We start from the raw sequence: 13,230 nt of genomic DNA, 5'->3' as shown, positions 1-13,230 counted from the left end.
CCTCGCCGGGTTCAGTAGCCCCGCGCCGGGTCGACCAGCCCGGCCGGCACCTCGCCGCGCTGCACCGCCTGGATCTTCGAGACCATCTGCGCGATGGATTCCGACACCACGGTCTGCGCCGAGATGTGCGGCGTGATCGTGATCTTGGGGTGCGACCAGAACGGGTGGCCTTCGGGCAACGGCTCGGTGCGCGTCACATCGAGCATCGCGCCCGCGAGATGCCCGCTGTCGAGCAGCGCGATCAGGTCGTCCTCGACCAGGTGCGCACCGCGCGCCACGTTGATCAGGTAGCCGCCAGGCTGCAACTTCGACAGCGACGCACGGCACAGGATGTCGCGGGTGTCGGACGTGAGCGGCACCATGCACACGAGGAAGCGGCTGGCGGCCAGGAAGTCGTCGAACTGCTCGGCGCCGCTGAAGCAGCGCACGCCCTCGATCGTTTTCGGCGAGCGACTCCAGCCGCGCACCGGAAAGTCGAAGGGCTGCAACGCACGCGCCACGCGCTGGCCGAGCACGCCCAGGCCCATCACGCCGACGGGGAAGTCGCTGCGCGCGCGGTCCGGGCGTTGCAGCCACTGGCCGGCCGCGGACGTGCGGTCGTAGACATCGAACTCGCGGAAATGCCGCAGCACCGCATGGCAGACGTAGTCGGCCATCTGCACCGCCATGCCGCCGTCCTCGATACGCACGATGCGCGCCTTCGGCGGCAGGCGCAGACGGAGCAGCGCGTCGACGCCCGCGCCCATGTTGAAGATCAGTTCGAGCGCCGGGTGCGCGTCCATGAATTCCTGCGTGGGCGTCCAGACGATCGCGTGCCGCGCGCCGCGCGCAGCCTCGGGCCACAGGTCGATCTGCGTGCCGGGCAAGGCCGCGCGCAGGCCGTCGGCCCACGCCGAAGCCTGCGCCTGGGCGCAATACAGCGCGATGCCGCTGCCGCTCATTTCGCGAAGAGCGATTCGAGGCTGGCGAAGGCCTTGATCTCCACCGCGTTGCCCGACGGGTCGCGGAAGAACATCGTGGCCTGCTCGCCCGGTTCGCCCTTGAAGCGGATGTAGGGCTCGATGACGAATTCGGTGCCGGCGCCTTTCAGCTTGGCCGCCAGCGCTTCCCACTGCGGGATCGACAGCACGGCGCCGAAGTGGCGCACCGGCACACCGTGGCCGTCGACCTGGCTGAGCGCGGAATTCGCGCATTCGTCGGGCGCCAGGTGGGCCACGATCTGGTGGCCGTAGAAGTTGAAGTCGATCCAGTCCGGCGAGCTGCGGCCTTCGGGGCAGCCCAGCAGTTCGCCGTAGAAGGCGCGCGCGGCCGACAGGTCGTGCACCGGGAAGGCGAGGTGAAAGGGCGGGATCGTGGCGGCGGCAGCGGTGGTCATGGGGTCTCTGGTCGTTGGAAAAGGAAAGCAGAAGTCTAGGAAAATCCGCTGACTCTGAAAAACGATATATTTTTCTCTGACTCATCACTTTCATTGATCTGTACCGATGCTCAAGGAACTGCGCACCTTCATCGCCGTGGCGCGCCACGGCACCTTCTCGCGCGCCGGCGAACACATCGGGCTCACGCAGTCGGCCGTGAGCGCGCAGATCCAGCGCCTCGAGGCTTCGCTGGGTTTCGCGCTGTTCGACCGCGCGGGCCGCACCGCCACGCTCAACGAGGCCGGCCGCGACACGCTCACGCGCGCCGAGGCCCTGGTGCTGATGGCCGAACAGCTGCACGCCGGGCCGGCCGCCGCGGACTTCTCGGTGGCGCTGCGCATCGGCGCCATCGCCTCGGTGCAGGCGGGCGGGCTGCCGGCCGCGCTGGTCGAGCTGCGGCGCAGCGTGCCGCAGGTGCGGCTGCGCGTGGTGCCGGGCGTGTCGCTGGCGCTGCTGGGCATGGTCGATGCCGGCGAGCTCGATGCCGCCGTGATGATCCGGCCGCCCTTCAGCCTGCCGCCCGAGCTCGTGTGGGAGCCGCTGTGGCAGGAACCCTTCGTGCTGCTGGCGCCGCCGCAGGCCAAGGGCCGTAGCAACCGAGATTGGCGCCGCATCCTCCGCAGCGAACCCTTCCTGCGCTACGACCGCGCGTCCTTCGGCGGCCGGCTGGTCGACCGCTTCCTGCGCAGCGAAGCGATCGAGGTGCAGGACGCGGTGGAGATGGACGAGCTCGAAGGCATCGTGCAGCTGGTGGGCCTGGGCATGGGCGCCGCCCTGCTGCCGCGCGTGCGCGCCAACTGGCGCGTGCCCGAGGGCGTGCGGGTCGTCACGCTGGGCGACGCCACCTTCCACCGCGAGATCGGCATGGTGACGCGTGCACGGCCGGCGCAGGCCGGCATCGTCGGCGGCCTGCGCGATGCGCTGCGCAAGCCGCCGCGCACCCGTTGAGCGATCCGGCTCAGGTACCGACGCGCAGCGGCGCCGTCATCTTGCGCAGCGCAGCGATCACGCTCAGCGCGGTGATGCGCCCGGTCTTCGGGTTCTCGGTCGGAATGTTGCGGATCTCCATCGAGAAGGACGCCGAGTCGGACACCACCTCGATGCGGTGCGTGTTGCGGTCGATGCCCGGATCGGCCCAGACCTCGAGCACCGTGCGGTCCGGCCCGATGCCGGCGAGCGACAGCGCGACCGCCACGTTGAGGTTGGCCGCGAAGCCGACCGCCGCCTCGCGCGGCGAGCCGCTGAAGATGCGCAGCGGTTCGGTGATGTCGTCGATGACGATGTTGTGCTCGACCAGGTAGGGCGCACCGACCAGGCCACGCACCGGCTTGCGCGTGACCATGCGCACCGATTCGATCGTGCCTTCGGCCGCGGCGCACACCGCATCGAGGCCCAGCAGCGCGCCGGTCGGCACGACGATCGTGCCGCCGTGCTCGCGCGCGACGTCGACCAGTTCCATGTTCGACAGCAGCGCGCCGGCGCTGAGCACCACCATCGTCTTGCCGGCCTTGAGCACCGGCGTGGCGATGCGCCCCAGCAGCGCGCCGGGGGCGCATTCGACGACGATGTCGCAATGTTCCGCGAGGTGATCGATGTCGGTGAAGCGCGGCATCGCGCGCAGCGACAGCGACGCCTTCGCACGCACCTCGTCGCGCACCGCGATGGCTGCCAGCGTCATGCCGGGGATGCCGTCGTCGTCGAGCGCCTGCGCGATCTTCTTGCCGACGGCGCCGAGGCCGGCGATGCCGACGCGAAGGGGTGTGCGGGAAGCGGGCATGTCTTCTTTCTTATGGAACGAGATGAAGGAATCTTAAGAAGGCGCAGCACGCGAGACAAACGAGCATTTCTCCCAGCCGCATTGGTCGAACTGATGCATGCACTCAGCCCTTGCGCGACGGCTTCGGTGTCTTCGCGCTCTTCACGCTGTCGCGGTCGGCCTCCGCCATGAGCAGCGCCCACTTGCGGAACTTGCGCACGGCCGGATCGTCGGCGCGCGACTCGTGGGTGAGCATGTAGTACTCGCCGGCACTCGGCACGTCGGCCTCGAAAGGCACCACGAGTTCGGACGATTGCTCGCTGTACATCTGGAACAGCTTGCGCGGCACGATGGCGATGCCCTTGCATTCGCGCGCGGCCTGCAACGCCATGAAGAAGTGGCCGTACTCCGCCGAACGCTTGGGGCTGCGGTAGGGGACGCCGAGGGCCATCAACCAATCGCGCCATGCGTTCTGGCGGCTGGCCGTGTGGATGAGCGTGTACTTCAACAGGTCGGCGGCGGACTCGATCGCCGCGCCCTGCTTGAGCAGCTTGCTGGCGATGACGGGCACCAGCGTGTCGTCGAACAGCAGGTCGGCCTCGATGCCCTCCCAGCGGTCGGTCATGACCAGGTCGATGCCCGGCTGGTCGCGCCCGTAGTGCCGCCCCGGCAGCTTGCCGACGCGCAGCGCGATGTCGACGTCGCTGCCGCGCAAGTCGACCGGCGCGATCGACGTGGCCACGCGCACCTCGATGTCGGGGTAGGCCGAGGTGAAGGCGCCGAGCCGCGGCATGAGCCACAGCGTGGCCAGCGTCGGCAAGGCCGACACGGTGAGGATGGTGTGGTCGCGCTGCGCCAGCATGCGCCGCGTCGCGCGCTCGACCTCGTCGAGTGCGCGCAGGCAGGCGGCGTAGTACTGGCGCCCGTCCTCCGTGAGTTCGACGCGGCGCACCTGGCGCTCGAACAGGCGCTTTTCCAGGAAGTTCTCGAGGTTCCGAATCTGCAGGCTCACCGCGCCCTGCGTCAGCGCCAGCTCGTCGGCCGCCGCGGTGAACGAGCCCAGCCGGGCCGCCGCCTCGAAGGGGCGCAGCGTGGCGAGCGGCGGGAGCATTCTGCGCATTCAGGCGAGGGAGGCGGTCAATCGAGCCCTATTTTCGTCTTCTCGATCACACCCTTCCACAGCACGTTCTCCTGCGCCACGTACTGCGCCATCTCAGCGGGCGACTTGCGCAACGGGTCCATGCCCTTCGAGGACATCGTCTGCGCGATCTCCGGGTCGCGCAGGGCATCGTTCAAGGCGCCGGTCAGGCGGGCCAGCACCGCGGGCGGCGTCTTGGCTGGCGCGAACAGGCCGAACCAGGTGCTGACCTCGAAGTTCTTCACGCCGAGCTCGATGAAGGTCGGCACATTGGGCAGCAGCGGCGAGCGTTTGGCGCTGGTGATGGCGATCGGCACCACCTTGCCGGCCTGCACCTGCCCGACCGCGGTCGGCACCGGGTCCATCAGGAAATCGATCTGCCCCCCGAGCAGGTCGGCCATGGCCGGGCCGCTGCCCTTGTAGGGCACGTGCAGCATGCTGGTGCCCAGTTCAAGGTTGAGGAAGGACATCTGCGTGTGGTGCGAGGTGCCGGGACCGGCCGAGCCGAAGGTCAGTGCGCCCGGCCGGGCCTTCAGGTCGGCGAGCACGGCGGCGTAGTTCGGGTACTTGTCCAGTCGCCCGCTGATCATCACGCTCGGCACCGAGGCGATGCCGCCGACGGGAACGAAGTCCTGTGTCGGCGAATAGGGCACCGTCTTCATCATGTGCGGCACCACGGCCATGGTGCTGGCCGCGCCTAGCAGCAGCGTGTAGCCGTCGGGCTCTGCACGGGCTGCGGCGGCGGTGCCGATGGTGCCGCTGGCGCCAGGGCGGTTTTCGATCACGAAGCCGATGTCGAGCAGATCGCCCATCTTCTTGAGCACCGGCCGCGCAACCGTGTCGTTGATGCCGCCAGGCGGGAAGGGGACGATGACCCGGATGGGCTTGGACGGAAACTTGTCCTGCGCAGGCGCCAGTGCGGGTACCAGCAGCGCAGCCGCACCGGTCAGTGCGGCGAGCAGGCGTCTGCGGGTTGGGAAGGCAGCATGCATGGCGCGAGATCCTTGGAAAAGTGAAGCAGGGCGACCCGGAATGAAGGCGTCGATGCGGCATCGTAGGAGTCACCCCACGCTCCGAACAAACGAGCATTTTTCGAGCCGCATGCGAGCACAGCTAATCCATGCCGCCCGGCCCGCGTTCTGCCGACGAATGGCAACGCCATCCCTGGCCGTCAGTGCCGAAGCCCCCTGCGCCACAGCCGTGGGCATGCCTCTCCTACACGGCACCGCGCGTTGAGACGACGGGGGCATCGCCCGAGCCGCCTAGGGTGAGTGCAGCTGTCCATCGCGTCAGCGCCGGGTCCTCCGGTTCGATTCCCTCTCATCCATCCAAGGAGATACATCATGATCAAGCGCACCGCTCCCCTTCTCGCCGCTCTGCTGATGGGCGCCGCCGGCGTCGCCATGGCGCAGGGCAATCCGCCGAACCCCAACGTGGCGAACCCCGCCATCGGTGCCGGCCAGCAGACGCAGCAAGGCACGCCGATGGGCACGACCGGCACCCCGACACCTGCTGCCGGCACCACGCCGATGAACAGCGGCACGACCAGCATGCCCGCTCAGGCGCCCAACGCGCCCGCCGAACCCGCCATGCGCCCCGCTCGCGCGGACCGCAACTGAGTTCGACGGCCAAGTCGATGCTTGGCCAGTCGACGAGGGCCGGCGACCGCACGCGGTCGCCGGCCCATCGTCTATCTCTCTCAGGATTTCGGGACCGCTTCATGCCCTCTTCTCTGTCTCGACTCGTCGCCATGTCGATGCTCTGCGGTGCAGCACTGGTGCCGGCGCATGCGACAACTGGCGGCGATGCCAATGCCGGTGCCTTCGCACAGCGCGCCGTGGCCGCTGGCGACAACCAGCATCAGCCCTTTGCGGTGATCGACAAGCAAGGCGCACGCCTTTTCATCTATGACGCCGACGGCGCGTTGAAGGCGTCGTCGCCGGTGCTGCTCGGCCTGGCGCGCGGCGATGCGTCGGTGCCTGGCATCGGCGAACGGCCCATGGCGCAGATCCAGCCGCATGAACGCACCACCCCGGCGGGGCGCTTCGTCTCGGAGCCCGGCCGAAACACCTCTGGCGAAGACATCGTGTGGGTCGACTACGACGCGGCGATCTCCATGCACCGCGTGCGCGCAACGAACAAGGCCGAACGGCGTCTGCAGCGGCTGGCTTCGGCGAGCGTCGCCGACAACCGCATTTCCTACGGTTGCATCAACGTGCCGGCAGCCTTCTACGACACGCAGGTGAAACCGGTACTGGGCACGCGTCACGGCCTGGTGTACGTGCTGCCGGAATCGAGCCCGATGCCCTCGCATTTCGCCTTTTTGAGCGACGACGCGGCGCGTTGAACGGTCTCGATGGTGCGGACGACAATCACACCATGCCCACCCTGTCCACCATCGACCCGGCCCGCTGCCCGCTCTGCGGCGAGACGAACGCGTGCGCGATGGAAATCGAGCGGACGACCGGCGTCGCCCAAGGGCCGTGCTGGTGCATGACGGCGCGCTTCGATCAAGGGCTCAGGGAGCAGGTACCCGAAACCGCGCGCGGCCTGGCGTGCATCTGTGCGCGCTGCGCCGCGGCGGCCGACCTGACCGTCTGAACGATCAGCCCTGGACCTTGCCTCAGTGCGGCTGCACGTTGCCCGCGTTGTGGTCGAACATGCCCTGGTTCTGCTGCAAGCCTGTCTGGAAGAAGGGCTGTTGCGCCTGGGTTTGCGTTTGCGTTTGCGTTTGCGTTTGCGTTTGCGTTTGATCCTGGCCTTGGGTTTGGCCTTGAACCATGCCGACCGTCTCGATCGGCGGCGCAGGCGCTTGACCCGTTGCGGGCGGCACGCTCAATGGGGAGCCGTCCAACGCCACGTCGGTGCTCGTGCCCTTCGACTGCGCAGCGCCTGTCTGGCTGCGCTGCCGCTGCTCGGTGATCACCTGGTGGATGAACTGCAGCTTGCCCACGGCCGCGCGCGGCAGCACGAAGGGGTAGTAGTCCGGCTGGCCCATGCTGCGCGAGAGTTCGTTCAGCACATTGGTGAGCCGGACCCAGCCGTTGAGGAAGTCGAGAAACTTCATCGCGCCAGGGTGCTCCGGCTGCCACAGGTCGGACGGCTCGAACAGATCGCTCGCCAGTTCGACGTTCTGCGCGTCGACGCCGAAGCTCATCGCCGTGTCGGCCGTGTCGGCCATGTGGAGGTAATGCGCCCAGGTCTCGGCCCAGTCTTCCCAGGGGTGCGAGCTGGCGTAGCTGGTGACGAAACGGTTCGCCCAGTCGGCCGGCGGGCCGTTCTCGTAGTGGGTACGCAGGGCGGTGGCGTAGTCGGCGCGTTCGTCGCCGAACAAAGCACGGTAGTCGTCCACCCAGGGCGTGGGCAACACCAGCAGGTCCCAGTAGTAGTGGCCGATCTCGTGGCGGAAGTGGCCGACCAGCGTGCGGTAGGGCTCGCGCATTTCGGCCCGGATGCGTTCGCGCACGGCGTCTTCCGCCTCTTCGGCGTTGAGCGTGATCACGCCCTCTTCATGCCCGGTGAGCACATGCGGCCCGCCCGGCATCTTGCCGAGGAAGTCGAAGGCCAGCCCGTGCACCGGATCGGCATGGCGCGTGACCACGGGCAGCCCCAGGGCGAGCAGTTGCGACAGCAGGCGACGCTTGGCCTGCTCGAGCTTGCGCCACAGGTCGCCGTTGCTCTCGATCGACAGGTCGGGGATGGTGCGCGTGGCGCTGCACGACAGGCAGAAGCCAGGCGCAAGCCCGTCGGCGGTGAACGATGCGGCGTCGCCTTCGCGCGGCGCCGGCACCATCCAGTTGCAGCCGGAGGCCGTGAGGAAGTTGTGGCAGCGGCGCCAGGCCTTGCCCCCGGTGTCGCCGAACACGGTGAAGGTCTCGGGTTCGGCGTTGTCGTGGGTGGCCGGTGCCAGCGGCACGACGCCCAGGCGCTCGGTGACGTAGCCCAGTGGCGTGCGGCAAGCCAGGCACTGGCTGTTGCCGAGGAAGACCGGGCGGCCGCACTGGCACTGGTAGGCGCGGCTGATCGTCGGGGCGCGCAGATCCGCAGCCAGAGAGTGGCTGTCGCTGGCGGGCGCATCGGGCGCTTCGGTCGATGCGGCGCCGCTGCCGTCGTGAAGGATGGAGTCCATGGTGTATGTTCTTTTGAGATGCAAAAACAGTGCGACGTGAAACCGCGCAACTGGCGTGACAGCCCTGGCATTGTCCGCGCCGTGCGGCGGCGCTCCGCAGCGCAAAGACCCGTATCCTTGTAGGACAGGCCAACACGGCCATGCCGCCGCCCGACCCACCCCGATGAACGACACCCCGCTTCCCTCGCTGCGCAGCCGCTACGGCGAGCGCTACCGCTGGTTCCTCCTGCTCTCGGTGATGGTCGGCACGATGGCGTCGATCATGTCGTCGACCATCGTGAACGTGGCCATCCCCGGCATGAGCCACCACTTCGCGCTCGGGCAGGAGCGCGCACAGTGGGTGAGTTCGGGCTTCATGGTGGCCATGACGGTGTCGATGCTCACCACGCCCTGGCTGCTCGGGCGCTACGGCTACCGGCGCACCTATGTCGGCACGATGGTGCTGCTGCTGGCCGGCGGCATCGCCGGCGGGCTGGCCAACGACTTCTCGCTGGTGCTGCTGGCGCGCGTGGCCGAAGGGCTGGCCGCGGGCGTGGTGCAGCCGATTCCGGCCATCATCATCCTGCGCGCCTTCGAGCCACATGAGCAGGGCCGCGCCAGCGGCATCTTCGGCATGGGCGTGGTGCTGGCGCCGGCCATCGGGCCGAGCATCGGCGGCGTGCTGGTCGACCTGTTCGGCTGGCGCTCCATCTTCTTCATGGTGGTGCCGTTCTGCCTCGCGTCGATCTGGCTGGCCTACAAGTTCGTGCCGACCACGGCGCCGGGCGGCGTCACCGCCATGCGCGCGGGCGGGCTGGACTGGCGCGGCCTGCTCATCGGGCTGGTCGGCACGCTGTGCCTTCTGAATGGCCTGGTCGAGTTGCGCGGCGACGCGCCGATCGAGGCCGCCGCGCTTCTGCTGGGCGCCGTGGTGTCGCTGGCCGTCTTCGTGTGGTGGCAGAAGCGTCTGGCGGCCGGTGGTGGTGCGCCGCTCATGAACATGGCGCTCTTCGGCTACCGGCCGTTCGCGATGGGCAGCGTGGTGTCGTTCATCTACGGCGCGGCGCTGTTCGGCTCGACCTACCTGCTGCCGGTGTACATGCAGGTCGCGCTGCACCTGTCGGCCTCGCACGTGGGCACCATCATGCTGCCGGCCGGCATCGTGCTGGCCATTTCGATCGCGCTGGTCGGACGGCTGGCCGACCGCCAACCGACGTGGCTGCTGGTCAGCATCGGGCTCGCGCTGCTGGCGGTGTCTTTCGCGCTGATGAAGGTGCTCACGCTGGGCAGCACGCTGTGGCTGCTGGTGGCTTTCGCCATCATCGGACGCATCGGGCTGGGCTTCATCCTGCCGTCGCTCAACCTGGGCTCGATGCGCCCGCTGGCCAAGCCGCTCATCCCGCAGGGCGCCAGCGCGATCAGCTTCCTGCGCATGCTCGGCGGCGCGGCCGGCGTCAGCCTGTGCGCCATCGCGCTCGAATGGCGCCTGGCCGCACATGGCGATTCGCTCGCGCAGGCGGCCAGCAGCCCGGCGCGGCTGGCCGCGTTCAACGAGGTGTTCTTCATGCTGTCGGCGCTGTGCGCCATTGCCATCCTGGCGGCCCTGCAACTGCGCGTTCGCACCACCGCCCCCACGCCGCTGAAGGAGTCCTGACTATGTGCCAACTGCTCGGCATGAACTGCAACACGCCCACCGACGTGACCTTCAGCTTCACCGGCTTTGCGCAGCGCGGCGGCCGCACCGACCACCATGCCGACGGCTGGGGCATCGCCTTCTTCGAGGACCGCGGCCTGCGTCACTTCGTCGACCACCTGCCGGCCTGCGATTCGCCGGTCGCGGAGCTGATCCGCCGCTATCCGATCAAGAGCCGCAATGTCATCGCGCACATCCGCAAGGCCACGCAAGGCGCCATCAACCTGCAGAACTGCCATCCCTTCGTGCGAGAGCTGTGGGGCCGCTACTGGGTGTTCGCGCACAACGGCGACCTGAAGGACTTCCGGCCGCGGCTGCACGGCAACTTCCATCCGGTGGGCAGCACCGACAGCGAACACGCCTTCTGCTGGGTGATGCAGGAACTGGCCAAGTCGCATGCCGACGTGCCCAGCATCGCCGAGCTCACGCTGACGCTGCGCGAGCTGGCGCCGCAGCTCGCCAGGCACGGCACCTTCAACTTCATGCTGTCGAACGGCCAGGCGCTCTGGGCACATGCGTCGACGAACCTCTGGTACATCGAGCGGCAGCATCCGTTCACGCTGGCGAAGCTGGCCGACGAGGATGTGCAGATGGACTTCTCGCAGCACACCACGCTCGACGACCGCGTCGCCGTGATCGTGACCGCGCCGCTGACGACCAACGAGCAGTGGACGCCGTTCGCGGCGGGCGAGGTCGCCGTCTTCGTCGACGGCCGCCGGGCCGGCTGAGCACCGGGGTCGCGCGGAAACAACGCCGCCGCTCTTTTTGCAGCGGCCTGCGCGCGTGCCGGAAAGCCGGCAAAGATAATAACGGTTCTCATTTGCACTCCAATAAAGAGGGAACCGTTCATGTCTTCCATCCGCTTTCCGCTGCGGCCCGTCACCCTGGCCGCGGCGCTTGCGCTGCACGCGCTGTCGGCGTCTGCACAAACCACCCCGACCGCCGCTTCCGGCACCCTGTCGACCGTGACGGTGGAAGCCAGCGCAGATGCGTCGGCGGAGGGGTTGACCAAGCCCTATGCGGGCGGGCAGGTGGCGCGGGGTGGGCGGGTCGGCATCCTGGGCACACAGGACATCATGAGCACGCCGTTTTCCACGACGAGCTACACCAGCGAACTGATCCAGAACCAGCAGGCCAAGAGCGTGGCCGACGTGCTGCAGAACGACCCAACGGTGCGTGTCGCACGCGGCTTCGGCAACTTCCAGGAGTCGTACTTCATTCGCGGCTTCATCGTGAATTCCGATGACATCGCCTACAACGGCCTGTACGGGTTGTTGCCGCGCCAGTACATCTCGTCGGAACTGTTCGAACGCGTCGAAGTGCTGCGCGGCGCCAGCGCCTTCCTGAACGGCGCAACGCCCAGTGGTGGTGGCATCGGCGGCAACATCAACCTGCTGCCCAAGCGCGCGGGCAACGACCCGCTGACGCAGGTCACCGCCGGCGTTTCCAGCGGCTCCCAGGGGTACGTGGCGGCCGACATCTCGCGCCGCTTCGGCCCCGACCAGAGCACCGGCATCCGCATCAACGCCGCGCACCGCAATGGCGGCACGGCGGTGGACGACGAAGACGTCAAGCTCGATGTGGTCTCGGTCGGCCTCGACTGGCGCAGCCGCAACGCACGCATCTCTGCGGACATCGGCCATCAGGAACACCGGCTGAGCAACACCCGACCCAACGTGACGCTGGGCGCGGCCGTGACGGTGGTGCCATCCGCCCCCGACAACAAGACCAACTTCGCCCAGCCGTGGACCTTCTCCAACGAACGCGACACCTTCGGCACGGTGCGCGGCGAATACGACATCACCTCCGACATCACGGCCTGGGCGGCCGCGGGCGTACGCAGCAGCCACGAAGCCAACTCGCTGGCCGGCGCCACGGTGTCGAACGGCAGCACCGGCGCCTTCACCACGTCGCGCTTCGACAACACCCGTGAAGACGACGTGAAGACGGCCGAGATCGGCCTGCGCGGCAAGCTGCGCACCGGCAGCGTGGGACACGAATGGGTACTTGCCGCCTCGTACTTCGGCCTCGAGAAAAAGAACGCCTACGGCCTCGGCCTGGGCGCCGGCGGCACGCTGGCGTCGAACATCTACACGCCTCGCTACTACCCGCAGACCAATCTGACCTTCCTGGGCAACGATCTGAACAGCCCGGCCATCAACGGCGAGACGCGCCTGAACAGCTTCGCCATCGGCGACACGCTGTCATTCCTGGACGACCGCGCGCTGCTCACGCTGGGCCTGCGCAATCAGAACCTCGCCACCCGCGACACCTCCTACCGCGTCGTCAGCAACGGCGTGCAGACCGCGGCCGGCGGCGTCGAGACTTCATACAGCGAAGGTCGGACCAGCCCAGTCGTCGGCCTCGTGTTCAAGGCGCGTAACGACCTGTCGGTGTATGCCAACTACATCGAAGGCCTGTCGCAGGGCGAAACCGCACCGGCCCAACAGAACGGCATCCCCGTCCGCAACGTAGGCGAACAGCTCAAGCCCTACGTCTCGAAGCAAAAGGAAGTCGGCGTCAAGTACGACGGCGGCAACATCGGTGGCAACGTGGCCTTCTTCTCGACCGAGAAGCCGCGCGCACTGGTGGACAACGGCTTCTTCACGTCGGCCGGCAAGGACCGCCATCAAGGCGTCGAATTCACCGTCTTCGGCGAGCCGGTCAAGGGCCTTCGCGTGCTGGGCGGCCTGACGCTGCTCGACGCCGAGCAGAAGGAAACCGGTAGCGCGACCACCGACGGCAAGGACGTCATCGGCGTGCCGAAGCGCCAAGGCAGCATCGGCGTCGATTGGAGCGTGCCGGGCGTGACCGGCCTGTCCCTCGATGCGCGCCTGGTCGCCTCGGGCAGCAGCTACGCCAATGCCACCAACACGCTGCGCGTGCCGGGCTGGTCGCGGCTGGACATTGGCGCGCGCTACGTGACGGACATCGGCGGCAAGCTGGTGACGCTGCGCGCGCGCGTCGACAACGTGACCGATCGCGATTACTGGGCCTCGGTCGGCGGCTACCCGGGCTCGGGCTATCTGGTGCTCGGCAACCCGCGGACTTTCAGCCTGACCGCCTCGGTCGAATTCTGATCACCTAGCGCTTCGGCGCCGTGGTTGCACCCCAAGGGAC

Annotated in this window: 13 protein-coding genes; 7 read left to right on the top strand and 6 right to left on the bottom strand. The window is 68.2% G+C overall.

Features of this window, described 5'->3' with window-relative positions:
- Positions 1-11: 11 nt before the first annotated feature.
- Together ACSFA2_RS11040 and ACSFA2_RS11035 are read right to left on the bottom strand one after the other, a co-directional pair.
- Positions 12-941, bottom strand: coding sequence for a 2-hydroxyacid dehydrogenase (locus tag ACSFA2_RS11040; RefSeq protein ID WP_435455369.1), 930 nt, complete (start codon positions 939-941; stop codon positions 12-14).
- Entirely contained in the window at positions 938-1,375 is a 438-nt protein-coding gene (locus ACSFA2_RS11035) for a VOC family protein (protein WP_435455368.1), read from the bottom strand. Before ACSFA2_RS11035 ends, ACSFA2_RS11040 begins: the two co-directional genes overlap by 4 nt.
- Before the next feature lie 106 nt (positions 1,376-1,481).
- Between ACSFA2_RS11035 and ACSFA2_RS11030 the strand changes: the two genes are divergently transcribed.
- Positions 1,482-2,363 carry a LysR family transcriptional regulator gene (locus tag ACSFA2_RS11030; protein WP_435455367.1) on the top strand — a complete coding sequence of 294 codons (882 nt, stop codon included), beginning with the start codon at positions 1,482-1,484 and terminating at the stop codon, positions 2,361-2,363.
- Between the two features lie 10 nt (positions 2,364-2,373).
- On the opposite strand, the gene ACSFA2_RS11025 is transcribed toward ACSFA2_RS11030, so the two are convergent.
- The 3 genes from ACSFA2_RS11025 to ACSFA2_RS11015 all read right to left on the bottom strand — a co-directional run bounded on the left by ACSFA2_RS11025 (position 2,374) and on the right by ACSFA2_RS11015 (position 5,301).
- Positions 2,374-3,192, bottom strand: a complete 819-nt coding sequence (locus ACSFA2_RS11025) for an aspartate dehydrogenase (RefSeq protein WP_435455366.1) — start codon at positions 3,190-3,192, stop codon at positions 2,374-2,376.
- A 103-nt stretch (positions 3,193-3,295) separates the two neighbouring features.
- Positions 3,296-4,282, bottom strand: coding sequence for a LysR substrate-binding domain-containing protein (locus ACSFA2_RS11020; protein ID WP_435455365.1), 987 nt, complete (start codon positions 4,280-4,282; stop codon positions 3,296-3,298).
- Positions 4,283-4,308: 26 nt separating this feature from the next.
- On the bottom strand, positions 4,309-5,301 hold the full coding sequence (locus ACSFA2_RS11015; protein WP_435455364.1) for a Bug family tripartite tricarboxylate transporter substrate binding protein: 993 nt from the start codon (positions 5,299-5,301) through the stop codon (positions 4,309-4,311).
- A 351-nt stretch (positions 5,302-5,652) separates the two neighbouring features.
- Between ACSFA2_RS11015 and ACSFA2_RS11010 the strand changes: the two genes are divergently transcribed.
- From ACSFA2_RS11010 to ACSFA2_RS11000, 3 genes are all read left to right on the top strand, one after another.
- Positions 5,653-5,928: a proteophosphoglycan ppg4 gene (locus ACSFA2_RS11010; protein ID WP_435455363.1), complete on the top strand. Its 276-nt coding sequence runs from the start codon at positions 5,653-5,655 to the stop codon at positions 5,926-5,928.
- Positions 5,929-6,029: 101 nt separating this feature from the next.
- Positions 6,030-6,656, top strand: a complete 627-nt coding sequence (locus tag ACSFA2_RS11005; protein WP_435455362.1) for a L,D-transpeptidase — start codon at positions 6,030-6,032, stop codon at positions 6,654-6,656.
- 32 nt (positions 6,657-6,688) lie between these two features.
- Positions 6,689-6,910, top strand: a complete 222-nt coding sequence (locus ACSFA2_RS11000; RefSeq protein WP_435455361.1) for a cysteine-rich CWC family protein — start codon at positions 6,689-6,691, stop codon at positions 6,908-6,910.
- A 22-nt stretch (positions 6,911-6,932) separates the two neighbouring features.
- Here ACSFA2_RS11000 and ACSFA2_RS10995 read toward each other — a convergent pair whose 3' ends face one another.
- Entirely contained in the window at positions 6,933-8,438 is a 1,506-nt protein-coding gene (locus ACSFA2_RS10995; RefSeq protein ID WP_435455360.1) for a zinc-binding metallopeptidase family protein, read from the bottom strand.
- 163 nt (positions 8,439-8,601) lie between these two features.
- Between ACSFA2_RS10995 and ACSFA2_RS10990 the strand changes: the two genes are divergently transcribed.
- From ACSFA2_RS10990 to ACSFA2_RS10980, 3 genes are all read left to right on the top strand, one after another.
- Positions 8,602-10,071 (top strand): MFS transporter, encoded by a 1,470-nt coding sequence (locus ACSFA2_RS10990; protein WP_435455359.1) that lies wholly within the window; start codon positions 8,602-8,604, stop codon positions 10,069-10,071.
- 2 nt (positions 10,072-10,073) lie between these two features.
- Entirely contained in the window at positions 10,074-10,838 is a 765-nt protein-coding gene (locus tag ACSFA2_RS10985) for a class II glutamine amidotransferase (protein WP_435455358.1), read from the top strand.
- A gap of 120 nt (positions 10,839-10,958) precedes the next feature.
- Complete coding sequence (locus tag ACSFA2_RS10980) at positions 10,959-13,190, top strand: TonB-dependent receptor (protein WP_435455357.1); 2,232 nt, start codon at positions 10,959-10,961, stop codon at positions 13,188-13,190.
- The last annotated feature ends 40 nt before the right edge of the window (positions 13,191-13,230 follow it).

It is taken from the genome of Variovorax cryoconiti (assembly GCF_051216395.1).
In the GTDB taxonomy this organism is placed as follows: Bacteria; Pseudomonadota; Gammaproteobacteria; order Burkholderiales; family Burkholderiaceae_C; genus Variovorax.
This window is presented reverse-complemented; position numbering and strand designations above follow the sequence as displayed.

Bases quoted from the DNA above. Each gene is read 5' to 3' on its own strand.
- ACSFA2_RS10995 (WP_435455360.1), bottom strand. From the start codon at position 8,438: ATGGACTCCATCCTTCACGACGGCAGCGGCGCCGCATCGACCGAAGCG.
- ACSFA2_RS11020 (WP_435455365.1), bottom strand. From the start codon at position 4,282: ATGCTCCCGCCGCTCGCCACGCTGCGCCCCTTCGAGGCGGCGGCCCGG.
- ACSFA2_RS11040 (WP_435455369.1), bottom strand. From the start codon at position 941: ATGAGCGGCAGCGGCATCGCGCTGTATTGCGCCCAGGCGCAGGCTTCG.
- ACSFA2_RS11010 (WP_435455363.1), top strand. From the start codon at position 5,653: ATGATCAAGCGCACCGCTCCCCTTCTCGCCGCTCTGCTGATGGGCGCC.
- ACSFA2_RS11030 (WP_435455367.1), top strand. From the start codon at position 1,482: ATGCTCAAGGAACTGCGCACCTTCATCGCCGTGGCGCGCCACGGCACC.
- ACSFA2_RS11005 (WP_435455362.1), top strand. From the start codon at position 6,030: ATGCCCTCTTCTCTGTCTCGACTCGTCGCCATGTCGATGCTCTGCGGT.
- ACSFA2_RS10980 (WP_435455357.1), top strand. From the start codon at position 10,959: ATGTCTTCCATCCGCTTTCCGCTGCGGCCCGTCACCCTGGCCGCGGCG.
- ACSFA2_RS10985 (WP_435455358.1), top strand. From the start codon at position 10,074: ATGTGCCAACTGCTCGGCATGAACTGCAACACGCCCACCGACGTGACC.
- ACSFA2_RS10990 (WP_435455359.1), top strand. From the start codon at position 8,602: ATGAACGACACCCCGCTTCCCTCGCTGCGCAGCCGCTACGGCGAGCGC.
- ACSFA2_RS11015 (WP_435455364.1), bottom strand. From the start codon at position 5,301: ATGCATGCTGCCTTCCCAACCCGCAGACGCCTGCTCGCCGCACTGACC.
- ACSFA2_RS11035 (WP_435455368.1), bottom strand. From the start codon at position 1,375: ATGACCACCGCTGCCGCCGCCACGATCCCGCCCTTTCACCTCGCCTTC.
- ACSFA2_RS11025 (WP_435455366.1), bottom strand. From the start codon at position 3,192: ATGCCCGCTTCCCGCACACCCCTTCGCGTCGGCATCGCCGGCCTCGGC.
- ACSFA2_RS11000 (WP_435455361.1), top strand. From the start codon at position 6,689: ATGCCCACCCTGTCCACCATCGACCCGGCCCGCTGCCCGCTCTGCGGC.